The organism is Chitinophaga sp. 22620 (genome assembly GCF_052044405.1).
Lineage (GTDB): Bacteria > Bacteroidota > Bacteroidia > Chitinophagales > Chitinophagaceae > Chitinophaga.
Genome location: NZ_JBQEMV010000007.1, coordinates 26,613 through 50,264, shown reverse-complemented (window position 1 = coordinate 50,264; position 23,652 = coordinate 26,613). Strand labels below are relative to the sequence as shown.

Here is a 23,652-nt window from a genome sequence, read left to right as displayed (position 1 = left end):
TCGCAATGACGGGATATTATAAATTCAGCAACCCGAATTTATAGAGGTTGTTCACCGGTTTGTTGTCCCAGAACAATTCAAAATCTTCCAGCCCCGCCGCTGCATAGCTTTCTTTCACTTCCTGCAGCGTAAGCGTTTTGGGCTGGTCTACGGATACTTTCTCCAGGATGTGCGCCAGCCATTGTCCCTGCTGCGGTTCCACGCTGATATTGATCTTTTCTTTCCTGTTCTGGAAAGTAAGGGAAGCTACTTCCCAGGTATTGCCTTTTTTGCTTTTGGTGAGGGTCTGCAGGGCCGGTTTTTTGCCGAGCCACACGATCTTCGCGGTGGGTTTGGCGGAAGCGAGCTTGTCTTCCGTCAGCGCGTTCACAATATAGTCCGGCGCAATTTTCGTTTTCGGCACTTTAAATTCGAACCATTTCTGCAAAGGGTCGTCCAGGCAAATGCCGTGCATGTAGTTGAAGAGTGATTTTTTGAGGCCGAAGCTGAAAGACTCATGATCGGCGCCGGTTTCATCGATGTGCATAATGTCGTTGTTCGCAAAGGCGCCCATGGCTTCTGTTTCTTTTTTTACCTTGAACTTGGCGGGTTCCAGGCCAACGGGGCTGTGGGCCGTCATGGTGAAAAGGTGCCAGAAGGCGGATTGCAGGATGCCCGCTTTGAACATCTGCCGCACCATTTCCAGCGAATCGATGGTTTCCTGCGCGGTTTGCGTGGGGAAGCCGAACATCAGGTAAGCGTGCACCATGATGCCCGCTTCGGTAAAGTTGCGGTTCACCTGTGCCACCTGCGCTACGGTGATCCCTTTTTGTATCAGCTCCAAAAGCCTGTCTGAAGCCACTTCCAGGCCGCCGCTCACCGCGATGCAGCCGGATGCTTTCAGCAGCAGGCACAGGTCGCGGGTGAAACTTTTTTCGAAACGGATATTGGTCCACCAGCTGACGGTCAGCTTCCGCCGGATGATCTCCAGCGCGAGCGCGCGCATGAGGGCGGGAGGGGCCGCTTCGTCCACGAAGTGAAAACCGGTCTCGCCGGTTTGTTTGATGATCTCCTCCATCCTGTCCACCAGCAGCGACGCGGCTATGGGTTCGTAGAGGCGGATATAGTCCAGCGAGATATCGCAGAAGGTGCATTTGCCCCAGTAACAGCCGTGGGCCATGGTGAGCTTGTTCCAGCGCCCGTCGCTCCACATGCGGTGCATGGGGTTCACCACTTCGATGGCGGAGATATACCGGTCCAGTAAAAAATCACTGTAATCCGGCGTGCCTACCTGACCTTGTTTGTAATCGGCGCAGCTTTGATTGTTTAAATAAGTCACTTCGCCATTTACCAGCATGAAGGTGCGTTTCAGCTCCTGTTGCGTTTTGGCCCCGGTGATGTACCCGTAAAGGTTTTCGATGGGCGCTTCCCCATCATCCAGCGTGATGAAATCGTAAAATTCAAACACCCGCGCATCGGAGAGCGAGCGCAGTTCTGTGTTGGCGAATCCTCCGCCCATAGCTACTTTCACGTCAGGATAATGGGCTTTTATCCATTGCCCGCAACGCAGGGAAGTGTAAAGGTTGCCGGGGAACGGCACGGAAATGGCTACCATAGCAGGTTGTACGGTGGCCATGCGTTCGGCGAGGATGCGTATGAGTATTTCGTCGATGTAAGTATATGGTTGCTGCAGCGCTTCGTAAAGCTCATCGAAGCTGTTGGCGGAACGGGCCAGCTTTTCAGCGTAACGGCTGAAACCGAAATGCTCGTCCACGCATTCCATGATCAGGTCGCTCAGGTCTTCGAGGTACATGGTGGCGAGGTGCTTGGCCTTGTCTTGCGTGCCCATGGAACCGAAGGCCCAGCCCAGGTCTTCCAGCTGCGCGAAGCGGGCGGCTTCGGGAAGGAAGTCGCGCTTGCAGATGCGGTGCGCCAGGGTGGGGTTGTGGCCCTGCAAAAAGCGGATCACATCGTCGATGGTGTGAATGTAATCGTCCTGTAAAGCGATGATGCGGGAGATATTGTCCGGAAGTTCGCCGCCGCGTTGTATAATGCGGTCAAACAGCGCCTGGAGCCCGTTTTTGGAGAACAGCGCCACGGTTACCTCGATGCCGAGGTCAGCCTGGAAAGCCGGTATATTCCTGGTGTTCAGGAAGCCTTTCAGGTAGGCGGTGGCCGGGTATGGCGTGTTCAGCTGTGTAAAAGGCGGCGTGATCAGGAAAACGGAAGCGCTCAAAATCAAATCGGTTTAAACAGCAAAAATATCACTAATTCATTAAACAGGGATTTCCTATTTTACGGTCCATGGCTTCCACACAAACTTTGACGGCCCTTTTGGCCCTGGCATTCGCGCTTCCCGCTATGGCCCAGTCGGATACCACTACCCTGGGCGGCATTACCGTACACGGTTATTCCCAACAGCGCCAGCTGGCCTCTATCCCGGCGGCAGTGGCCCTGGTGCGCCAGCAGGATCTGCAAAGGCTTTCCGGCCAGTCCATCCTCCCCGCGCTGAATGCGCAGCCCGGCGTGAGAATGGAAGAACGTTCCCCGGGCAGCTACCGGCTCAATATCCGCGGCAGTTCCCTGCGTTCGCCTTTCGGGGTGCGGAATGTGAAGATGTATTACAACGGCCTGCCTTTCACGGATCCCGGCGGCAATACTTACCTGAACCAGTTTGCCGTGGGCAGTTTTTCGGATATGGAGATATTGAAAGGCCCGGGCAGCAGTTTGTACGGCGCAGGCACCGGCGGCGTGCTGCTGGCGGAGAGCGGGTTTGAGGATAAGGATAATTTTACCGCCGGGTACACCGGCGGCAGCTACGGCAGCCATTTGCTGGCCGGTAAAGGCAACTGGGGAACAGAACGTTTCAAACAGCAGGCCCTGCTGAGCTGGCAGGAATCCAACGGCTACCGCGCGCAGACCTACATGCACCGCAAGGTGGCGGGCTGGGGCGGCCGGTGGAAACCCAACGATAAAGCGACATTGGAAGGCCACCTGCTGTATGGTGATCTCTTTTATGAAACGCCCGGGGCCCTCACGCTTGCGCAGTTTGAAGCGGATAAGCGGCAGGCAAGACCGGCCGGCGGAGGTTTTCCTTCAGCCGCGGGCGCGCATGCGGCCATTCACCAGCAAACGCTGTGGGGCGGCCTGCAGTTCGGGTACCGCTGGAATGAGCATTGGGAGCAGCGCACGGGCGTATACGGCGCATTCAGCTCGCTGGAGAACCCTGCCATCCGGAATTTCGAGAAACGCCGCGAGCCGCATTATGGCGGCAGAACGGTGTTTACCTATTCCCGTTCCATACTGAGAATACTGGGGGGAGCGGAAGTGCAGCACGGCGATTTTTCCACGAAAGTATTTACAAACGTCAACGGCGGGGCCGGAATATTGCAAACGGACGACAGGATCAATAACACGCTATATTCGCTTTTCCTGCAACCGGAGCTGTTGTTGCCGCAGGGCTGGGTGATCACGGCGGGCATCAGCATGAACAATACCCGCACAAAATTCACCCGCGTTTCAGAAACGCCGGCATTCAATTTCACCAGCCGTTATAAGAACGAATGGGCGCCAAGACTGGCGGTGATGAAACAATTCGATGCATGGGCGAACGTATACGCCGTAGTGTCCAAAGGTTTCAGCCCGCCCACCGTGGCGGAGCTGCTGCCGAGCACCAGCGTGATCAATACAACTTTGCAGGCGGAGAAAGGCTGGAACTACGAAGCCGGCGTAAGAGGCGGTAAAAGCGGTTTCTGGTACGACGTCAACCTGTTCTGGTTCCGCCTGCAGGATGCCATCGTGCAGCGCCGGGATGCCGGCGGCGCGGATTATTTCGAGAATGCGGGCGCCACTACGCAAAAAGGTTTTGAAGCGCTTTTGCAATACCGGTTCAATACCATGCTGACGCTCCGCGGCGCATACACTTACCATCATTTCCGCTACGATGAATTCCGCCAGCAGGATAAAGTGTACGACGGCAATGCCCTTCCCGGCACGCCCGCGCATACTGTGGCCGCTACGGCGGATCTCCAGCTGCTGCCCGCTCTCGGTCTTTTCCTTACTTACCAGTACAACAGCGACACCTGGCTGAATGATGCGAATACGGACAAAGCCGCATCCTTTCACCTGCTGGGCCTTAAAGCGCAATATACTTTCACATGGAGCGGCAGGTGGCAGGCCGGTGTTTTTGCCGGGGCAGACAACCTGCTGAACGAGACCTACAGCCTGGGCAACGACATCAACGCCGCCGCCGGCCGTTATTACAATGCCGCGCCCGGCCGGAATTTCTATGCGGGTTTCAGGGTGAGGCTGGACGGGCGGAAATAAAATAACAAACCCGGACAAGCTTTCACCTGCCCGGGATGTGCTTTGCTATACTAGGGAATATAGGACATTAAACATGACTTCCGTACATGCGTTGATTTATATTACTGAACCAGTGTGCCGTTCAGGAAAGTTTTTTGTACCTGCCTGAAATAAGCGCGTGGCGGCTGTTTACCTCCAGCTTCTGGTATATATTTTTGATATGCGTTTTGACGGTTTCCAGTGAAATGTCCAGCCTGATGGCGGTCTCTTTGTTGGTAAGGCCTTCTTCTATGGCCTGGAGTATCTGCGCTTCCCTGGGCGTGAGTTTTTCCTCCAGGTTGTCCGCCGATCTTGGATTGAAATATGCCACCACTTTCCGCGCTACACCAGGAGACATCGGGGCGCCTCCGTCGCGGAGGCTGATCAGTCCTTCCCTGATCTTCTGCAGGGAGGTTTGTTTCAGCAGGTAACCGGTGGCTCCCGCGCAAAGCGCCTGGAATATCTTTTCCGGGTCGTCGTACACCGTAAGCATTACCACCTGGCAGCGGGGGGCGCGGCGTTTGATGCGGTGAATGCCCTGTATGCCTGATTCCCCGGGCAGGCTGATGTCTGACAGCACCATGTCCAGCTGGGTCTGGTCGTCCCAGGCGTCGAGGAAGGAAGCAACGTCTCCCGCGCTCACCGCGCAGGTAAAACCGGGTTGCCGGGAGAAATACTCCGTTAAGGTATGCCGGATCTCCGCATCGTCTTCCAGTATCCCCAGGTGAATCATATTGTAAAGATGTGTATTACAAGTGAAAGAATCTCTCCCTCTTTTGGGGGAGGCTTTACCATGGAACGGTGAGCGCAACGGTAAAGAGGCCGTTCTGCGCGCCGGTTTCCAGCGCGCCTTTCATGCGCCCCGCCCGGATGCGCATATGCTGGAGGCCCTGGCCGCCCTGGTAGGTTCGGAGCGGGCGGGCATGTTCTTCGGCATATTCGCCGGCATGTTCGTCACAAGGGTTCTGCACTTCCAGCACCAGCTGCTGCCCGAAGTGAAGCGCGATGCTCATGTTGCCCCCGGCGGTATACCGCGCTGCATTGTTCACTGCTTCCTTGAAAATGAGGAAGAAGTTCTGCCGGATCATCTGGCTCAGGGCCCTTTCCGCATAGCTGCCCGTTACCTGGAAGCTGCAGGAAAGACCGAGGTCCTGCTGGAGCTTCATCACGTAATCGCGCATACGGCTTACAAGGTCTGCCGCGGTATCGAACCGCGCGTCTATGGACCAGACCATATCGCTCATGGTAGTGAGCGCATCGCGGCTGGTGTCGGCAATTTTTTGCAGGGCGGGGGTATGTTCTTCTTTCATGCGCAGCAGGTCTGCCTGGAAGTAGATGCGGGTGAGGGAGCTGCCTACTTCGTCGTGGAGGTCGCCGGCTATTTTAGTGCGCAGCTGCTGCTCTTTAAGCAGCTGCCGCATGCGGTAACGCCAGGCGGACCAGACCACGCCCGCACCCAGCAGCACTGCCAGTATTCGGAACCACCAGGTCTGGTACCAGGAAGGGAAAACGGTGAGCGGCAGCGAAAGCAAAGGTTGCACCGGGCTGCCCGGCGTGATGCGGGCGGCCAGCTGCACGAGGTATTTCCCCGGCACAAGGCCCGCAAAGCTGATCTCCGGCTGCCGGCCGATCTCTTTCCATTCTTCTTCCTTTAAACGGTAATAATATTGCAGCTGCCTCGCTTCATGGTCGGGCCCGCCGAAGCGGAGGGAAAAATATTCAGTGCCCGGCTGCACTTCCAGCGACTTCAACGTTTTGTACGGCAGGGTATAATCCTGCACCTGGCCTTTGTTGCTGCTGGTGGTAAAGCTGGTGAAATAAACGGGCGGCAGCGCATGCGTGGTGCCGGCGGCCAGCAATTGCGAGAGGCTGAAGCAGGTGAAGCCGTTGATGGTGCCGAAGTACATCCTGCCGTCGCTTTGCAGCGCGGCGGAATGATTGAATTCGTTGGACGGCAGCTTATCCAGCCGGGAATAATTCCGGATGGCAAAATTGTCCGCCTGCACCAGGCTCAGGCCATGGTCCGTTCCGGCCACAAGATAGCCGCCGTCGGACAACATGGAATATACGGCGTTGCCTGCGAGGCCCCCGGTGGAGTTCAATGTTTCCACGGGCTGGCCTGCCGCATCCAGCACCAAGATGCCGCGGCCGTTGGTGCCGGCCCAGATGCGGCCGTTCACTTCCCGCAGGCAGTACACGCCGGTTTCAGGCTGCTCTGCCGCGGCTTTGCGTATTTCGCCGGTAGCGGTATTGTAAATAAAAAGCCCGGCCGCGGTGGCGATGTATCGCAGCGAACCCTTTATCATTACCTGGTTGATCTTCGCGGTCATGATACGCTGATGGCCATCAATGGCCGGCACAGGTACGGTACGGCCTGCACGGACATTCACCAGGAAAAGTCCGCTGTAGGTGCCGGCCCATACCAGCGAATCGTTTTCGCGGCAGAGACTCGTAGTGTACCGGGCGAGCGATGTAATACCGCCTGTTGCGCTGCTGCGTACGGGGCTCAGGCTGCGTTGCGGGATATTCAGCCATAGGAGGCCGTCGCCTTCGGTGGCTGCCAGCAAAGTGTCTTTGCTCCAGGGCAACATGGCGTACACGAACCGTTGCGCAAGCTGTTTGAAGCGCCCGGTCTTTTCATCCAGCAACGTCAGCCCGTCGCGGTAATTGCCGATGAACCAGGCGCCGTCTGTATGCCGGTAAAGACTGCGCACGCTGTAAGGCACCGTTTCAGAAGAAGCGGTGCCGAGGTAGTTGCGGAAAAGGGTGCTGACGGGCTCCAGCACCGCAATGCCTTTGTTGAAGCTGAAATAGTTTTTTTCATCCCTTCCCTGGAACAGCAGCATGCCGGCATTGGTGAAATGCTGCATCACTTCGGGTTCTGATTCCTGTATTTTACCGCTTACCGGATCAAGGCCGATGAAGCCGTATTTATTGATATAAATGCCGGCATAGCCGTGATGCATGGGGAAAAAGCTGATCTTCCGCTGGCCGGCGAGGGAATCGTTGAGCGGGTGTTTCCAGCGGGATACTTCGCCGGTGGCCATGCTGCCGATGTAGATGCCGTCGCCGGCCACGTTGAAGATCACTTTGCCGCTTTCGTGGAAGAGCACTTTTTCCGTGATGGCATCTTTCATTTCCACGGAAGGGAAATAACGTACAATCTTTTGCTGCTGCATGATCGCGAAGCGACCGTTCACCAATAGCCACAACTCGCCTTTTACCGGCTCGAATACCCCGCTCAATTGTATATTCTTCCCCGGCAGGAGCTTGCTCAGATCAGCCGCTTCGGTCAATTGACCGCCGCTGATGCGGTACAGCGCCGCGTTGTCGGAGATGAGGTAAACAGTGCCGTCTTTCCCTTCGCACATGAACTTTAACACGAGGTTTTCTTTGGAGCCGGGGCGGTATGGCCAGGATGTGGCTTTCCAGGTATGCAGGTCTATCATGGTAAGGCCGTTGGGCGTGCCGGCCCAGATGCGGTCGTGCCCGTCTGCCAGCAGGCAGCTCACGGCGTTGCTGATGAGGGCGGGTTTGCTGAAGAGGTCGAACGTGAGGAGGCGGTTGCCATCGTAGCGGTGCAGGCCGCTGCTGGTGGAAAACCAAAGTATCCCTTTCCGGTCTTCCGCCACATGCGTGATGCTTACGTCGCGCAGGGAGGCGGGCAGGTCCAGGAAGCGGAACCGCAGGCCCTCGTGGGCGAACAGCATGCATGGCAGCAAACAAAGGCAGCAGAACATCCAGGTGCGGGTCATGATATGCATGGTTACGGAAAGCGCTCCGGGAATTCACGCGGCATGGCGCCGGCATAGGGGAATACACCGCTTTCCCGGGCTAAAATACAATATAATTAGTTTTCCATGTATTCCCAGGCGCTGCGGTATGCGTCGCGCGCTTCGGCATAGGCGATGAAATCCGCATAGAAAGGCAGCTGCGAAAGCGTGGCGCTGTCGCCGATCACCACCAGCTTTTTCCGCGCCCGCGTCATGGCCACGTTCATCCGGCGCACGTCTGAAAGGAAGCCGATCTTGTTTTCGGTATTGCTGCGCGTCATGCTGATGTACACGATGTCGCGCTCCTGCCCCTGGAAGCTGTCGATCGTATTCACGGATATTTTATCGCCATAGGCTTTCAGCGCGGGCGAATGTTCCAGCTGTTCTTTCAGCAGGTAGATCTGTTCTTTGTAAGGCGAGATCACGGCGATGGAGGGGAAGCTTTCCGGCTTGTAATGCGGGTGCAGCGCGCTTACCAGCTGGTTGAGATGTTTGAAAAGGAAAGCGGCTTCTTCGGGATTGCTCGTGCTGGTGCCCTCTGTTTTTTCATCGAAACCGCAGCCGGCGGTGTCCACAAAAGCCAGCGGCGCCTCTTCGGGATGGAGCAGGTGCTGTGCAACGGAAGCGTGCGCCCTTAATTTGTCTTTGTAAAAAATGGAAGAGGAATAACCCATAATGGTTTCGTGCATGCGGTACTGTTCTTCGAGCATTACTACGGCTTCGGGGTACAATGCGGCACATTTTTCAAGCAGCGTTGTGCTCAGGCCTTTGCGGGCCGCTTCGGCGGATTTGATGGTGGGCGACAACTGGCAATGATCTCCCGCCAGCACTACTTTCTGTCCTTTCAGGATGGGTATCCAGCAGGCGGGTTCCAATGCCTGACCTGCTTCGTCTATTACTACGGTATGGTAATGGCGGTTGCGCACGGTATAATGACTGGCGCCTACCAGTGTGGCGGCCACCACCCGGGCCTTGGACATCACATCGTCTATGATATACTGTTCCGTGCTCTCCACGGACTTCATGATGTTCTTTGCTTCGGTGAACAGCGCTTTCCTCTGTTCTCTTTCGGCTTTGCCGAAGTTGCGTTTGTATTTGTGTGCCATATCGCGGAATTCGCCGGCCTGTTTTTTCAGGCGTTTGATCTCCCTGATGCCGGGATGGCCGGCGATCCTGCTGTCCAGCGTAAGCGAGGCAAGCCTGTCTGACACGCGGGCGGGATTGCCTACGCGCAGCACGTTGAGGCCTTCTTCTGAAAGTTTTTCACTGAGCAGGTCCACCGCGGTATTGCTGGGCGCCACCACGAGTATCTGCCCGGGCTGTTGTGCTGCGATGGCTTTGATAGCCTGTACCAGCGTGGTGGTTTTGCCGGTGCCCGGCGGGCCGTGAACAACGGCTACGTCGTTGGCGGAAAGTATTTTCTGAACAGCTTCCTGCTGCGATGCATTAAGGCGGGGATGTTGAAAAGGCGGCGCGTCTGCATGGAACGAGGGCGCCTGCGAACCGGTGAGGATGCGCACGAGGCGGCCTTCGTTGGGCTTTTCAGCCAGCGCGGCCGCTTGTTTGAGGGCGTTTTGCATTTCATCGTAGCTGTTGTCGTCGAACAGCAGGTCGATGCCCAGCTTGCCGTCGTCCGCCCAGTCCGGCAATTCGTCTGTGCGGAGGGTGAGCTTCAGGCGGTTGCCGCTTTGCCAGGAGATGACGCCTTCCAGGTGGTCTTCTTTGGGATTGTGGTTGGAGAACAGCATGGCGGCCGCGCCGAAACGCAGCTGGTGAACGATCTCCTGGTGGGTGGTGCGTTCAAGCTCAACAGTCAGGTAATCGCCCCTGCTCATTTCGGAACCGCGGATGGCAATAGGGTACCAGGTAAGGCCGTTGGCCCGCCTTACAGCCACGGGAGCGGTTTCCGTGAGCTGGTGGTAGTTTTTCCTGTCTTCTTCCCTTTCTGTTTTCAGCAATTCCTGCAACCTTGCAAAATAATCCATCGCGCAAAGGTACGATTTATCCCGTCAGCCCGCGGCAGTGGAAGGGATGGGTCATTTTTCCCCTTCCTGTAATACGGACAGGATATTCCCCGCAGGATCGGTGAACCATGCGATGAGCGGCCCGCCGCCACGGAAGATGCCTTTTTTATCGGTTTTCAGCTCGCCTTCGTATTGCTCGAACCGCACGCCTTTCTGCGCCAGCTGGTCCACGGACTGCTCTATATCCTTTACCGGGAAATTGAGGATGGTGAAGCTGGCGGGCGTATGATCGGGTTTCGGGTAGATCAGTATGCTGGCTCCTCCTGCGATCTTCAGGGTGAGTGTGTCCATTTCTCCTTCTTCCAGGTTGAGGCCAAGCATCTGGCCATAGAATTCTTTTGCCTTTTTCAGGTCATTCACGGAGAAGCTGCTGAATGCTTTGGTGTTGTTGAACATAAGCCGGTTTTTATTTACCTGAAGTTACTCTCTTTGCGGGGTTCGGAAGAGGGGCAAATGCGGCAAATGCACGGGCTGAATGAGCAACAGCAGTGTGTTTATGGTTGTTTTATAGCGATGCCGCGGGCATATCATCCCTTCCCGGGTTGCTGCCGGATTTCTTGTGAAGACAAATACCGGCCGTCAATATTTTTAGAAAAAAAATCAGAAAAATGACCAACTTGAGTCAACATAAATCAGTTATAATATGTCTTCAAGAAGGAGCTTCCTGCGGAATGCCGCACTGGGCGTGGCTGTAACCACGGTTTCGCCGGTCCTGGCCAGCGCGGGGTATACCGCTAAAGCCGGCGCTGTTAATTTCCCTGTAGGGATGGCCGGTTATACTTTCGCGAAATTCGACCTGGACAAGGCGATTGCCATGATGAAACGCGTGGGCATCCGATTCATTTCCGTTAAGGATATCCACCTCCCGCTAAACAGTGGCCCTGAAAAGATCAAAGAAGTGCTGGACAAATTCGCCGCCGCGGAGATCAAGGTATATGCCGTGGGCGTGATCTATATGAAAAGTGAAAAAGCGGTGGACGAAGCCTTTGAATATGCCAAACGCGTGGGCGTGCCGCTGATCGTAGGCGTGCCCAATCCCGAGCTGCTCGATTACACGGAGAAGAAAGTAAAGGAATACAACATCCGCATCGCGATCCATAACCATGGCCCGGAAGATAAATTATATCCCGGCCCGAAGAATGTACACGACCTCATCAAAAACCGCGACGAACGTATGGGCATCTGCCTGGACATCGGTCATGCCATGCGCGCGGGTGAAGAGCCCGGCAAAGCTATCCGCGAATATAAAGACCGCATTTTTGACCTGCATATCAAGGATGTGACCGAGGCGTCCAATAAAGGAAAAGCAACGGAGATCGGCCGCGGCGTGATCAACTTCGCAGGACTGGTGAAAGCTATGCAGAAAGTGAAGTTCGCCGGCATCGCCAGCGTCGAATACGAAAAGGACATGACCGATCCGCTGCCCGGTATCGCTGAATCAGCGGGCTTCTTCAGGGGCGTGATCGCTTCGGCGGAATAAAATTGTACGTTATTTTGATCAAAGCCCCCCGGTATCCGGGAGGGCTTTTTTAGTACAGTTTTAGTATCTGCATGCGGCCGCTCACCGTAAAACTGTCCAGGTTCCGGACGGTGGTGAATTCATAGAAGTTATCGTTCACATTGGTGACCGTCACCTTTATCACCGACTTCTTCAGCGTCTCGTAGACACTGCCGGTATCGGAGGCGGGAATAAGCCGCAGCTCATATTCGCAGGGGCTGGTCCATTTTACAGCGAAGCGGGTAGACTTGCCGGTGTAGTGATTGATCTCTTCCTGGGCCGAATCATTCCTCATGATGGTCCATGTAGCATTGTTGTCCGGGCCTTTTAAGCGGAACTCGCCTGTTCTTATTTTATCACAGGGATTTTTTTCTTTTGCAGCTGAGCCGCAGGCGGCGACCAGGCAAATGAGAGGTAACAAATAACGCATAGGGTTGTAGTTGGAACAACAAGTTAGAGAATTTTTCATCAGGGATTAATGAACAGCCGCAGGATGTACGAAATTTCATATAAAAGAAACACACACACCAGTATTCCGTGGAAGGTAGCGTTGTTCGTGCGCATGGCTATCATGCATAATATAAAATGAACGGTGTTGCGTATGGGATATTCCGGGCCGAAATGTCGGAAATAATCCACGCCTTTGATGAGGGTATCCACCACATCCAGTACAAAGCTGGCGCCCAGCAGGCCGAAGAACCATTTTTTCCGCGAATAGAAATAATCCCTGAAGCCGCTGTAATCCTTCAGATCGTCCGGGTACAGCAGCGCGCAAATCACATAATACACGATAATGTAAATGATAATAAAAAAGTACTCCGGGAAAAACCAATGCTGGATGCGCGTGAGATGCCATTCCCACCACCAGAAATGCACCATCAGCAGGAACACATAAAAAGACCAGACGAAATGCACCCAGTAGAAAGGATTACGGTCCGGGTGCTGCACCAGCTTGATAGCGCCGTTCAGCAGCTGCCTGATGCTGAGGCCCAGCAGTATGCCGAGGATCACCTTGATGTGGGCGAATGAATCCATGAAGCGGTTTTTGGGTCAGGGTATATATAAAAATAACGATAATAGCTTAATAACAATAGCCCGCTTACGGCTGTTGCCGGCATGGCCTTTTTTTTGATGACGGGTAGGGATGAATGCAACTCAACGAACCGGCAACCCTGTGATCAGGCACAAATACACGGCGGACCCGGCCGCCATCGTGCACGAAGGAACGGTGTACATGTACACCGGCCACGACGAAACGCCCGAGGGCGAATACAATTACCAAATGCATGAATGGTGCTGCTTTTCATCGCAGGATATGGTGAACTGGAAAGAGCACCCCATCCCGCTGCGCGCCACTGATTTTGAATGGGTGAAAGACGGGGCCTGGGCATCGCAGGTGATTGCGCGGAACGGCCTGTTTTACTGGTATGTGGCGGTGGCGCACAAAACCATTCCCGGCAGGGCGATAGGCGTGGCAGTGGCAGACAGGCCCGAAGGGCCGTTCAGGGACGCGCGCGGTTCCGCGCTCATCAGCAACGATATGACGGCATCCGGCAGCGATAAGGATGATATAGATCCCACCGTGATCATAGACAAAGACGGGCAGGCCTGGCTGTTCTGGGGCAACGGCCAATGTTACTACGCCGCGCTGAAAGAAAACATGACCGAGCTGGACGGGCCCATCCGCACCATCGCGCTTCCTGAATTTTCAGAAGGCGCCTGGATACATGAGCGCGACGGGTGGTATTACCTTCTTTACGGTTACCAGTTTCCCGAAAAAGTGGCTTACGCCATGAGCAGGAGCATTCACGGCCCCTGGGAATTCAAAGGCATCGTGAACGAGCTGGCGGGCAACTGCCAGACGAATTCCCCCGCCATCCTGGATTACAAAGGGGCCACCTATTTCATCTACCACAACGGCGGCCTCCCGGGCGGCGACAGCTTCCGGCGATCCGTGTGCATAGACAGGCTGTATTTTAATGAAGACGGCACCATCCGGCGGGTAATCATGACTTCCGAAGGCGCCGGGCCGGCGGCAGGGTAGAATGTCACGATAGCCCTGTTGAAAGGCGCAACCGCACCGGGCGCGGTTCCAAAAGGAGGTGTACATTTATGATGCCCCTAAACAGGCTGCCCATGAAAAAGACCGCTACCGCAAAGAAAACACCCGCCGCCCCGGCCATCCGCCAGCCCGATGTGCCGGAGAATGCCACGGCAGACAATTTCGTGAAAGCCATGCAGGCATATATTTCACCCACGGAGCGCGAAAAGCTGATGCGGTATTTCAGGCAGCAGGACGGCGACCAGTTCATCGGCATACGCATGGGCCAGCTGTTCGCCCTTGCCAAAGCCTTCATTGCCATGCCGCCCGCCGAGCTGGACAAGCTGCTGCAAAGCCCGGTTCACGAAGTGCGGGCCGGTGCGCTCAGCATTATGGATAAGCAGGGCCGCAGCAACAAAACCCCTGAGAGCCGCCGCAAAGAACTCTTCGACCTGTACATCCAACGCCACGACCGCATCAATAACTGGGACCTGGTGGACCTTGCGGCCCAGTTCGTGGTGGGCCGTTACATTTTCGACAAGCCGCGCACGATATTGAACAAGCTCGCGAAATCGAAGAACGAATGGGAGCGGCGCACCGCCATCACCAGTACCGCGTATTTCCTGCGGCAGGGTGAGGTGGAAGATACTTTCCGGATCGCAGAAATGCTGGTGAACGATCCGCACGAATTGGTGCAGAAAGCCGTCGGCGGATGGATCAGGGAAGCGGGGAAAAGCCGCCACCGCAAAGAATTACAGCTCTTCCTGGATAAATATGCCGCCACTATGCCCCGCACCGCTTTGAGGTACGCCATCGAGCACCTGGATGAAAAAGAAAGGAAACATTACCTGGGGCTGAAGGGAAAATAGAAAGAAAAACAGCGGGTTTCCTTCAGCCCGCGCCGCAATGTTATTTTAGAGACGGGCTTTGCTGGTTGCGCTTCCTGTATAAAATCCCCGGCAACTCCCCGCAATGCCGGCCTTTGCTGGTCAATATCGGCCTGTTTCAGGATATAACCAGCTTATTTTTGTTTACTTACTACTAAGTAAGTAACTTGCACCCGTTTTAATGTGCATGTTATGTCTGAAACAAAGGAGAAAATCGTGTCTCTGGCGGACAAGCTCATAAGAGAGAAAGGGTTTAACGCTTTTAGCTACAAGGATATATCCGAGCCCTTGCAGGTCAAAAATGCGGCGGTCCATTACCATTTTCCCACCAAAATGGATCTTGGTATCGAAGTTGTTGAACAGGAATTACGTTTGTTGTCGCTGAATGCGGAAAAGTGGAAGAAGCTGCCGGAAGACGGACAGCTGCTGAAATTCTTCGGCGTATTCCGCAAACATTGCAACAATGGTAACGTCTGCCTGATGGGATCGCTGGCGCCGGACTACGAAACGCTGTCGCCCGCAATGCGGGAAAAAGTGCATGAGATGGCCAGCGTTATTGTGGAGTGGATGACCAGTTGCCTGGAACAGGGGCGCAAACACAAACGTTTTCATTTTAAAGGCAGCGCGGGAGACAGGGCTTTGCTCGTGATCTCCAATCTCCAGTCGTCACTGCTGTTATCGAGGGTACTGGGACCTTCTGCATTTACGAGGATCAGCCGGCAGCTGCTGGAGGATCTTGGCGCATAAATCATTGAACTATGAAAAGAGTTGTCATTACCGGTATGGGCGCTGTTACGCCGCTTGGAAATAATGTTACCGCTTTCTGGGAAAACCTTTCAGCCGGCAAAAGCGGCGCCGCTGCCATCACCCGCTTTGACGCGGGCCGTTTCCGCACCAGGTTCGCCTGCGAGCTGCATGGGTACGACCCTTCGCTGGCTTTGGATAAAGCCGAGCTGCGCAAAACGGACCCATTCACACAGTACGCGCTGTCCGCCGCCGCGGAAGCCATTGCCGATGCGGGGCTGAACTTCAGCGCCATGAACCCTTTCGACACCGGCGTGATCTGGGGCTCCGGCCAGGGCGGTATGCAAACGTTCGAGGAACAGGTAACGGAGTATGTGGAAGGCGGTTTCAACCCGCGCTTCAGTCCTTACTTCGTACCTCGCCTGATCACGAACATGGCTTCCGGGATGATCTCCATTAAATATGGCCTGATGGGCATTAATTATACCACCGTTTCCGCCTGCGCCACTTCCAATACGGCCATCATGGACGCGCTCAATTATATCCGCCTGGGCAAGGCTAAAGTGATGATCACCGGCGGTTCCGAAGCGCCCATTACGCCGGCATCCATTGGCGGTTTTTGTGCCATGAAGGCCATGTCCATCAGGAACGACGACCCCGCCACTGCATCGCGGCCGTTTGACACGGAGCGCGACGGCTTTGTGATGGGAGAGGGCGCAGGGGCGCTGATCCTGGAAGAATATGAGCACGCGAAGGCAAGAGGCGCAAAAATATATGCGGAAGTAGCGGGCGCGGCCATGACGGCAGACGCGTATCATATGACGGCCACGCATCCCGAAGGGCTGGGCGCTTACCAGGCCATGAAATTTGCGCTGGAAGATGCCGGGCTCAACACGGAAGAAGTAGATTACCTGAACGCGCATGCCACCTCCACACCCGTGGGCGACCTGAGCGAAATAGCCGCCATCACGCGCGTGTTCGGCGAAACCCCGGCGCACCTGCATATCAGCGCCACCAAATCCATGACCGGCCACCTGCTGGGCGCCGCAGGCGCAATAGAAGCGATCGCTGCGGTGAAAAGCATCACGGATAACCTCATACCGCCCACCATCAACACCAGCAACCTGGACCCGACCATTCCCGCCGGCGTGCAGATCGTATTGGGATCGGCTTATGAGAAAGAAGTGAAAGTAGCCATGAGCAATACTTTCGGGTTCGGCGGGCATAATGGCATCGTGGTGTTCCGTAAAGTTTAAAATGAATTGACACTAAAATGAAAAGGTTGCTTCAGCTGAAGCAACCTTTTCTATTGAAGATACCCGGTATGATCAGTCTTTTAATATCCACATGATCCCGTTCACGTTATCGCTGCCGTTGAACTGGCGCTGGATGGCCTCATCCAGGTTCCTGTTGTTGTAGCTCAGCTCGTTGGATGGGTACAGCCAGCGTACCGGGAACTGCGTGGTAGGCGTATTGAGATTGGTGCCGGAGTTCAGCACGAACACCGGGTAGCCTGTGCGCCTTTGTTCGTACCAGGCGCTGTAATTGCAGCCCTGCAGGAATCCCGCCAGGTATTTTTGCGTGATGATCTGCTTCAGCTGGTTAGCGGCAGTACCGATGAGGGCGTTGGTGGTAACATAGCCCTGGATGTAAGCATCATCGATCTTCATGTTGTGGTGGTAGTCCGCCACGTCGGGCGTATAAGCCGCCGTGAACTTCATGGCGGCAGTAATGCCCGCCGCGAAATAATCCTGTGCGGGCGTTCCCGCGATCCAGCCCCTGAGCGCCGCTTCCGCAAGGATGAACTGCTGCTCCTGGTAGCTGTAAACGCTTACCGGCTCCGCATCTACCAGCTGAACATAACGGTTGTTGAGGTCCGTGTAATCTTTTGACACGCGCATCGTCTGAAGCGAAGGGAACGAATTGGACGGCTCTGCCCCGGGATATGCGTCCCAGTCAGACGGCTGCATGCCTCCATTGATCTTCACCGGGGAGGGTTTGGCGTAGTAGAACAGCCGCCGGTCGCCCATGGCTTTCAGCGGATCTATGAGCGTTGTGGTGAGCATGGTATAGTTGGACTTCACGAAAGAATTGCCCGAGCCCGCCGGCACATCAGACCAGGGATAATTCTGCCCCTGCGTGGCGTTATAGGTCAGCGCGAAATTGTCCTTGTAAGTGCGCATCAGCGGGTGGTTGGCCACGATCTCCTTAAAGCGGTCTGTCACTTTCAGGTCCGCATCCCCGGTTTTTTTGTAGAGATTAATGAGCACATGCAGCTGGAAGCTGTTGGCGAGCCTGCGCCAGTTGTCGGTTTTGCCGTTGTAGATCGGGTCTCCCGCAAAATCCGCCCCCTGGGAGAACAGCGTGTTTGCACTGTCCAGCTCGTTGAGGATGCCGAGGAATACGGCTTTCTGCGTATCGTAGCGCGGCTGGATGATATTGTCTGATTCCCCTTTGCCCGCCTCTGAATAGGGGATATCGCCCACCTGCATGCTGCACTGGAAGAACAGCCAGGCGCGGATAAAGTGGCCCAGCGCTTTGTAAGACTTCCGCTGGCCTTCGTCCGTGGCGGCGGCTATCATCGGCGGGATGTTCCGCAGCTGGGTAAGCCTGTCAAAGTTCGTTCTGCCGAAACGGTTATACTGGAAGTTTTCCTGCCCCTCGCCCCAGGTGAGGTATTTGCCCAGCAGGAAAGGCTGCATGAAGCCCTTTGTGCTGGCTATGCTGTTCTTCGTAACGCTGAGGATCATATTGGTGGCCAGCATGGAAGAACTGGCCTGCGTGGTCCTGTTGGGGTTGGTATTGATCTTGTCGAACTTGGAGCACCCCGCGCTCAGCATCACTGCCAGCGGGATGGATAACATATAAATGCGGTTAATGCGTTTCATGTGTTGATGTTTTGATTGATGGATGCTGTGATCAGAAGCCCGCCCGGATATTGATGCCGATCATCCGCTGTGAGGGTGAGTTCAGGTTTTCCGTGTCCACATCAGGGTCTGAGAACCTGAATTTGGTGAACAGGAAAAGGTTTTGCGCGGTGAGGGATACAGATGCATTTTTAATGCCGCTCTTGCCCAGCACAGTGGAAGGGAACTTATAGCCGACGGACATTTCCCTTACTTTCACAAAGGTCTTTTTCTGCACGCCGTAATCGCCTTCCCTGAATTTCTGCGCATAGTCCTGGTAAGAAACCTGCATATCGTTCGCTGCGTATTTGCGGGTATCGCTGGTGATATTACCGAAGTTGTCGTAGGTGACGCTGCCCGAGGTCACTTTAACGCCTTTGCCCACATAATTCGTTTTCCCGTTCACCACTTCGTCGTAACGCCAGGCGTTGTCAGTATCCGGATGGGTGCCGGTGTCGTACATCTTATCGTTGATGTAATTGTACATCAGCCCGCCGATGCGGCCGTCGATATTGAGGCTTAGGGTAAAATTCCTTACCTGGAAGGTGTTGATGAACCCGATGCTGAATTTCGGATCGGTGTAGCCGTATTTCTGCACATAATCGCTTTCAACAGGGTAGCCGTTGTTGTGGATCACGTTTCCTTCAGGGTCTCTCAGCCAGTAATAATCGGTGTACGTATCGAGGCGCTCGCCGGTTTTTACCCAGGGGTTCCTGGCGGAGTACACGGAATCCAGGTTCTTATAATAACGGTGCTGGTTGGAGAAGTTGATCATCGAGGTCCATTCGAAATTCCTTCTTTTCATCACGGAGCCGGACAGGGTTACTTCAATTCCTTTGCGTACATAAGTTTCATCGGTATTAACGAGGGTGGACGAAAAGCCGGAGGAACTGGGGATGGAAACGGATGTTTGCTGATTGTAATAATACTTATTAAAATAGGCAAGATCCACGCTCAGGCGTTTCCGGAAAAGATAAGCGGCGGTGCCTATTTCCCAGGTGCGCTGCGAGCTGGGCAGCAGGTCCGCACCCAGCAGGTTGCCCGGATAGCTGGCGGAGTTCAGGTTGTTCCAGGCCGCCGTGGTAGTGGAATAGAGGCGGTTGGTGGCATATACGCCCGCGGGTGTTTTAAACGTGGCCCAGGAGCCCCTGATCTTCCACATATCGGTAAAGACGGGCATTTTGAATAGCTCTGACAGCACTACGCTGGAGCCGACGGAAGGATAGAAGTAATCCCTGCTTTCTTCGGGCTGCGCGGAGTTCCAGTCGTTGCGGCCGGTAACGTCCAGGAAGATGGCGTTCTTCCAGCCGATGGCGGCCCGGCCGTAAAGGCTGTTCACCTGCCTGCTGCTGTAGCCGGGCGTGATGGTGGGCGGCTCTACCGAACCGGCCAGGGAAAGGAAAGTGGGAGAAGTAAGACCATTTTTGGTGGAGGCGGAGAGGCTTTCGTCCACCCAGAAATAAATAGTACCCCCGGCCATCGCATCAATGGTGAAGTCGCCGGCTTTTTTCTGGTAGCTGAGCATGATATCGTCGTTGGTGCTCCAGCCGTAGGTTTTGTCTATCCTGTACAGTCCCTTTGCGTTCCAGCCGCCGCGGGTGGAGTAGATGTTGGCGGCCGGGTTGGTGAAGGTCTCTTTGTTGCTGTACATATCATAGCCCACGCGCGCCAGCAGGCTCAGCTCCGGGGTGAATTTGTAATTGGCGGTAAGGCTTGCGTTCACCGTGTTCTGCTGGATGCCGTTGAGCTTTTCGTAGGCAATGAGGTAAGGGTTATCGTACCAGTTGGTGTACATCCAGTTCTGCGTCTGGTTGGGCACTTTCCAGTAATCGCGGTACTGGCGGATGTCGTACTCAGGGCCGGTCCACATGGTGAGCTGGTAAATATATCCCTGGTTGCCATAGCCGGTGCCCCAGATCTGCGGCGCGGTCCTTTTGCTGACGCCCATATGGCTTTCCAATGTGAACTTATCGGTAGCTTTCAGTTCGCCGCCAAGGGTGAAGTTGTACATATTGAGCTTGGCGTTGGGGAACTGGCCTTTGTTGTAGATGTGGTTCAGCGAAGCGCGGAAGCTGCCGTTCTTCCCGCTTTGGGATACGCTGATATTGTTATTGGTCACCACGCCCAGCTCCATGAAATTCTTCAGGTTGTCTTTCCCGAGGGAATTCAGCGGGCGCCCGTCCTCGAACTGTTTGGTCTCCGGGTTCCAGTCACGTGCGGTTTGCCCGGCATCCAGCTTCGGCCCCCATACGTAATCGTTGTCGATCTTCCCGTTCTGCCCGCGGGCATAAGAGCTCTGGGTTTTGGGTATGGCGAGGAAGCCGCTCTGGAACATGGTGTTGCTGTTGATGTTGACGGACAGCCCCGAGCCGGCGGCGCCTTTTTTGGTGGTGATGAGGATCACGCCTCCTGCGGCCCTGGAGCCATACAGCGCGGAAGCGGTGGGGCCTTTGAGGATGTCGAGGCTTTCAATATCGTCTGTCGGTATGTCGCGCAGGGAAGTGTTGCCGTAGGGTACGCCGTCGATCACGAGCAGGGCGGATTCGCCTCTTAATTCAATGCCCGGCCGGGCGAAGAACTCGGTGGAGTTTTTTACGACCAGCCCCGCTACCTGTCCTGTCAGGGAAGTGGCTACGTCCACGCCTTTCACCGTTTGCACGGCATCGCCTTTCACTTTCTGCACGGCATAGCCGAGGGCTTTTTCCTGTCTTTTAATACCCAGCGCCGTTACCACGAACTGGTCCAGCGCAATGGTGGATTCTTTCAGCACCACGGTGATGTTTTGCGTGCCGCTCACCGTGTGCTCCACGGAGGCGAAGCCCATGAGGGAGAACACGAGCACATCGCCATCGTTCACCTGGCTGAGGGTAAAGCGGCCTTCCCTGTCTGTAGTGATGCCTTTATTGCTCCCTTTCACCTGTACGGTAACACCGGGAAGGGCATTGCCGAGCGAATCTTTCACGGTGCCGTTCACTTCCTGCACCTGCGGTCCGGCGGCCAGGTCCGGCGCGGTTTTTTCCGCGGGCTGCCCGGCTTTCAGCACATACAGCCTGCCGCCGATCTTTTTGCAGACAAGGCCCAGCGATGCGATGTACTTGTTGAGCGTTGCCTCGATATTCCCTGCTTTGAACTCGCCGGTACCGGGGATCGTGATCTGTTTGCCCTTAACGAGCTGCGTGTTGTAGTTGAACCGTACGTCGAACCGGCTTTCCAGCTCATTGATCACCGAAATAAGCGATACTGCCTGGGGATGGTTGCCGGCCCTGCCGGGTTGCGCCATGCAAAGCTGCAAACAGAAAAGCAATACGATGCCCGTTATCAGTTTTGCACTGATAGATCTGACTTTTTTCATAGTTAAGTTTTGGTAGTTGGCTGAAGGCGTTATTTAATGTTAACGTGTAGCTGGTTGTTGTGTAACGTGATTTTAAGCGTGAAAGCCTCTTCTAGTGTATTAATAGCCTGCGGCAGATCGTTGGAGGCGAGGTAGCCGGTGAACAGCAGGGCCGCCGCTTCCGGACGGTCGAACACCACCTCTATGCCGTATTGTTTTTCGAGTGTATCCATCACCGCTTCCATGGGCTGCGCCTTGAATGCGATCAGGTCGTATTTCCAGGAGGTGTGCAGCAGCGTGTCCGCCGGCTGTTTGGTCAGCTTGCCGGTAGCCGCGTTATAATCCGCCATTTCCCCGGGCCGGAGCAGGATGTTTTCCCCGCCGGCGCCTACTTTCACGCGGCCGGCGTTGAGCACTACCTGCGTGTTCGTTTTTTGCGCATTCACATTAAAGGCGGTGCCCAGCACGGTCACATCCAGGGCATTGGCCGTGTGTACTACAAAAGGCGCTGCCGCCTGCTGCTGCACGGAAAAAAATGCTTCCCCTTCCAGCCATACTTCGCGTCCGCCCGCCGTGCTTACCGATAAACGCGAGCGCTGGTTGAGGCTTACGGAAGTACCGTCTGCCAGCAGGATGGTCTGCACGCTTTTGCCGGTGTTCACATAATGTTGGAAAGCTTCTCCCTTCCCATAATGCATCATGGCCAGCGCCGCGATGCCAATAATGGGTAGCATCACTGCCGCCACCTTTACCCAGGTACGTTTCCACAAAGGCAGCACCCTGGCGGCCGGGGCCTTTTGCAGGATGGAGGCCATTACGGCTTCGGCAGCCCATTCGGGCATGAGAGGCCAGTTGTCACGCTGCAGCTCTTCCACTTCGGGAACAGCCTCCGCCTGCGGGTTGTGCCGCAGGTATTCCAGCAGCTGCAAACGCTCGGCAGGAGTGCTTTTCCCTTCTGTCAGCCTGATGAACAGGGCTTTTATCTGATCGTGATTTTCCTCCATTGGATGGTTTGCTCTGTAGTAATACGATTGAGTGAAGGGGTAAGACGATCCTCCCGGAAAATATTTTTTCAGGAAGGCAGGATGATGCGGAATGCGGCCAGCAGGATGGCAATGTCCGCATGGCGGTGGAGATACGACCTGACAAAACGGGAGGCTTTTACCAGCTGGTCCCTCACGGTGTTGATGGAAATGCCCAGGCGGTCTGCAATTTCCTGGTTGCTGAAACCTTCCACTTTACTCATTTTGTAGATCAGCTGCCTTTGCGCGGGCAGGCGGGAGATGGCGTTCATTTTAATGGCTTCCAGCTGCTTGGTGTAAAGCAGGTGGTCGGACGCGCCGAAGCCTTCTTCAAATGACTGCAGGAACGACTGCCGGAATTTTTCGCTATGGACGGCTTTTTTAAGATAATCGAACACGTAGTTGCGGGCCGAGCGGAAAAGATAAGATTTCAGCGACAGCGCGGGATCCAGCGTTTCATGCCTGAGCCAGACCTGCATGAACACTTCCTGCACCGCGTCCAGCGCCACATCGGGCGAGCCGCAGAGCTTTAACGTGTAGCCGTAGATCTGGTTCCGGTATCTGTCGTATAAAACAGTAAAAGCTGCCTGCTCCCTGTTTCTGATCATGCCGCACAATGCTTCATCTGTTGCATCCACCATTACAACATTGATTTTGGTTAATTGGTACTGGTTATATAAAGGTAGCGGTCAAATATATAAAATAATGGGTTGTTTCAGCAAACCTCTTGTCTCATTAATAATAATCATAATGTATTTATTTGTAGTATGAATACTACAAGAATGATAGGTAATGTACTATAGATAAGTTTTTCGTGTTCCACTAATTTCGCCCAGAGTATTTTCCCGGTAGTCTGAACCGTTACCTGGAATAAACAGGACTTTAATCGTATCCTAACCTTACTAATTAACCTTTTCCTATGGGAAATTTTTACCCGAAACCCGCTATGTGTATCCCGAGTACCCGAGCACTGTTACCATTACCCTTTATTACATTCCTTATACAACATTCCGTACAGGCACTGTACAGGACTGTATGGCGTATCAGTAACCAATTCGCGTAATAGACCATATCTAAATATGCATAACTGAGGTTCTCCCGGA

General features: G+C 54.8%; 17 protein-coding genes. 6 read left to right on the top strand and 11 right to left on the bottom strand.

Translation table 11 applies throughout. The features are described from left to right. Nucleotides 1-16: 16 nt before the first annotated feature. The gene (locus ACTJIK_RS24955; protein WP_440650282.1) at nucleotides 17-2,215 is read right to left on the bottom strand and encodes a B12-binding domain-containing radical SAM protein; all 2,199 of its coding nucleotides are present in this window, start codon (nucleotides 2,213-2,215) and stop codon (nucleotides 17-19) included. Nucleotides 2,216-2,283: 68 nt separating this feature from the next. Between ACTJIK_RS24955 and ACTJIK_RS24950 the strand changes: the two genes are divergently transcribed. After that, nucleotides 2,284-4,305 (top strand): TonB-dependent receptor family protein, encoded by a 2,022-nt coding sequence (locus ACTJIK_RS24950; RefSeq protein WP_440650280.1) that lies wholly within the window; start codon nucleotides 2,284-2,286, stop codon nucleotides 4,303-4,305. A gap of 121 nt (nucleotides 4,306-4,426) precedes the next feature. Here ACTJIK_RS24950 and ACTJIK_RS24945 read toward each other — a convergent pair whose 3' ends face one another. From ACTJIK_RS24945 to ACTJIK_RS24930, 4 genes are all read right to left on the bottom strand, one after another. After that, a complete protein-coding gene (locus tag ACTJIK_RS24945; RefSeq protein ID WP_440650278.1) occupies nucleotides 4,427-5,056 on the bottom strand; it encodes a response regulator in 630 nt (209 codons plus the stop codon). A 55-nt stretch (nucleotides 5,057-5,111) separates the two neighbouring features. Beyond that, nucleotides 5,112-8,078: a sensor histidine kinase gene (locus ACTJIK_RS24940; RefSeq protein WP_440650276.1), complete on the bottom strand. Its 2,967-nt coding sequence runs from the start codon at nucleotides 8,076-8,078 to the stop codon at nucleotides 5,112-5,114. 95 nt (nucleotides 8,079-8,173) lie between these two features. Next, nucleotides 8,174-10,081: an AAA domain-containing protein gene (locus ACTJIK_RS24935; protein ID WP_440650275.1), complete on the bottom strand. Its 1,908-nt coding sequence runs from the start codon at nucleotides 10,079-10,081 to the stop codon at nucleotides 8,174-8,176. A 51-nt stretch (nucleotides 10,082-10,132) separates the two neighbouring features. Then, nucleotides 10,133-10,516: a VOC family protein gene (locus tag ACTJIK_RS24930; RefSeq protein WP_440650273.1), complete on the bottom strand. Its 384-nt coding sequence runs from the start codon at nucleotides 10,514-10,516 to the stop codon at nucleotides 10,133-10,135. Nucleotides 10,517-10,763: 247 nt separating this feature from the next. Here ACTJIK_RS24930 and ACTJIK_RS24925 point away from each other — a divergent pair, with 247 nt between their 5' ends. After that, on the top strand, nucleotides 10,764-11,600 hold the full coding sequence (locus ACTJIK_RS24925; protein ID WP_440650271.1) for a TIM barrel protein: 837 nt from the start codon (nucleotides 10,764-10,766) through the stop codon (nucleotides 11,598-11,600). 49 nt (nucleotides 11,601-11,649) lie between these two features. On the opposite strand, the gene ACTJIK_RS24920 is transcribed toward ACTJIK_RS24925, so the two are convergent. Together ACTJIK_RS24920 and ACTJIK_RS24915 are read right to left on the bottom strand one after the other, a co-directional pair. Continuing rightward, entirely contained in the window at nucleotides 11,650-12,048 is a 399-nt protein-coding gene (locus ACTJIK_RS24920; protein ID WP_440650270.1) for a hypothetical protein, read from the bottom strand. Between the two features lie 38 nt (nucleotides 12,049-12,086). Then, nucleotides 12,087-12,653 (bottom strand): hypothetical protein, encoded by a 567-nt coding sequence (locus ACTJIK_RS24915; RefSeq protein WP_440650268.1) that lies wholly within the window; start codon nucleotides 12,651-12,653, stop codon nucleotides 12,087-12,089. Nucleotides 12,654-12,762: 109 nt separating this feature from the next. Here ACTJIK_RS24915 and ACTJIK_RS24910 point away from each other — a divergent pair, with 109 nt between their 5' ends. From ACTJIK_RS24910 to fabF, 4 genes are all read left to right on the top strand, one after another. Continuing rightward, nucleotides 12,763-13,662: a glycoside hydrolase family 43 protein gene (locus ACTJIK_RS24910; protein ID WP_440650266.1), complete on the top strand. Its 900-nt coding sequence runs from the start codon at nucleotides 12,763-12,765 to the stop codon at nucleotides 13,660-13,662. Between the two features lie 92 nt (nucleotides 13,663-13,754). Then, nucleotides 13,755-14,528 carry a DNA alkylation repair protein gene (locus ACTJIK_RS24905; protein WP_440650264.1) on the top strand — a complete coding sequence of 258 codons (774 nt, stop codon included), beginning with the start codon at nucleotides 13,755-13,757 and terminating at the stop codon, nucleotides 14,526-14,528. Between the two features lie 210 nt (nucleotides 14,529-14,738). Then, entirely contained in the window at nucleotides 14,739-15,293 is a 555-nt protein-coding gene (locus ACTJIK_RS24900; RefSeq protein WP_440650262.1) for a TetR/AcrR family transcriptional regulator, read from the top strand. A gap of 11 nt (nucleotides 15,294-15,304) precedes the next feature. After that, nucleotides 15,305-16,546, top strand: a complete 1,242-nt coding sequence (gene fabF, locus ACTJIK_RS24895) for a beta-ketoacyl-ACP synthase II (protein ID WP_440650260.1) — start codon at nucleotides 15,305-15,307, stop codon at nucleotides 16,544-16,546. 72 nt (nucleotides 16,547-16,618) lie between these two features. Here fabF and ACTJIK_RS24890 read toward each other — a convergent pair whose 3' ends face one another. The 4 genes from ACTJIK_RS24890 to ACTJIK_RS24875 form a co-directional block, all read right to left on the bottom strand. Next, nucleotides 16,619-18,178, bottom strand: coding sequence for a SusD/RagB family nutrient-binding outer membrane lipoprotein (locus tag ACTJIK_RS24890; protein WP_440650259.1), 1,560 nt, complete (start codon nucleotides 18,176-18,178; stop codon nucleotides 16,619-16,621). Nucleotides 18,179-18,209: 31 nt separating this feature from the next. Next, on the bottom strand, nucleotides 18,210-21,548 hold the full coding sequence (locus ACTJIK_RS24885; RefSeq protein ID WP_440650258.1) for a SusC/RagA family TonB-linked outer membrane protein: 3,339 nt from the start codon (nucleotides 21,546-21,548) through the stop codon (nucleotides 18,210-18,212). 29 nt (nucleotides 21,549-21,577) lie between these two features. Continuing rightward, nucleotides 21,578-22,531, bottom strand: a complete 954-nt coding sequence (locus ACTJIK_RS24880) for a FecR family protein (RefSeq protein ID WP_440650257.1) — start codon at nucleotides 22,529-22,531, stop codon at nucleotides 21,578-21,580. A gap of 68 nt (nucleotides 22,532-22,599) precedes the next feature. Beyond that, nucleotides 22,600-23,190 carry an RNA polymerase sigma-70 factor gene (locus ACTJIK_RS24875; protein ID WP_440650256.1) on the bottom strand — a complete coding sequence of 197 codons (591 nt, stop codon included), beginning with the start codon at nucleotides 23,188-23,190 and terminating at the stop codon, nucleotides 22,600-22,602. Nucleotides 23,191-23,652: the final 462 nt, after the last annotated feature.

Coding starts and splice junctions, on each gene's coding strand:
- ACTJIK_RS24950 (WP_440650280.1), top strand. CDS start 2,284: ATGGCTTCCACACAAACTTTGACGGCCCTTTTGGCCCTGGCATTCGCG.
- ACTJIK_RS24945 (WP_440650278.1), bottom strand. CDS start 5,056: ATGATTCACCTGGGGATACTGGAAGACGATGCGGAGATCCGGCATACC.
- ACTJIK_RS24940 (WP_440650276.1), bottom strand. CDS start 8,078: ATGACCCGCACCTGGATGTTCTGCTGCCTTTGTTTGCTGCCATGCATG.
- ACTJIK_RS24935 (WP_440650275.1), bottom strand. CDS start 10,081: ATGGATTATTTTGCAAGGTTGCAGGAATTGCTGAAAACAGAAAGGGAA.
- ACTJIK_RS24930 (WP_440650273.1), bottom strand. CDS start 10,516: ATGTTCAACAACACCAAAGCATTCAGCAGCTTCTCCGTGAATGACCTG.
- ACTJIK_RS24925 (WP_440650271.1), top strand. CDS start 10,764: ATGTCTTCAAGAAGGAGCTTCCTGCGGAATGCCGCACTGGGCGTGGCT.
- ACTJIK_RS24920 (WP_440650270.1), bottom strand. CDS start 12,048: ATGCGTTATTTGTTACCTCTCATTTGCCTGGTCGCCGCCTGCGGCTCA.
- ACTJIK_RS24915 (WP_440650268.1), bottom strand. CDS start 12,653: ATGGATTCATTCGCCCACATCAAGGTGATCCTCGGCATACTGCTGGGC.
- ACTJIK_RS24910 (WP_440650266.1), top strand. CDS start 12,763: ATGAATGCAACTCAACGAACCGGCAACCCTGTGATCAGGCACAAATAC.
- ACTJIK_RS24905 (WP_440650264.1), top strand. CDS start 13,755: ATGAAAAAGACCGCTACCGCAAAGAAAACACCCGCCGCCCCGGCCATC.
- ACTJIK_RS24900 (WP_440650262.1), top strand. CDS start 14,739: ATGTCTGAAACAAAGGAGAAAATCGTGTCTCTGGCGGACAAGCTCATA.
- fabF (WP_440650260.1), top strand. CDS start 15,305: ATGAAAAGAGTTGTCATTACCGGTATGGGCGCTGTTACGCCGCTTGGA.
- ACTJIK_RS24890 (WP_440650259.1), bottom strand. CDS start 18,178: ATGAAACGCATTAACCGCATTTATATGTTATCCATCCCGCTGGCAGTG.
- ACTJIK_RS24885 (WP_440650258.1), bottom strand. CDS start 21,548: ATGAAAAAAGTCAGATCTATCAGTGCAAAACTGATAACGGGCATCGTA.
- ACTJIK_RS24880 (WP_440650257.1), bottom strand. CDS start 22,531: ATGGAGGAAAATCACGATCAGATAAAAGCCCTGTTCATCAGGCTGACA.
- ACTJIK_RS24875 (WP_440650256.1), bottom strand. CDS start 23,190: ATGGTGGATGCAACAGATGAAGCATTGTGCGGCATGATCAGAAACAGG.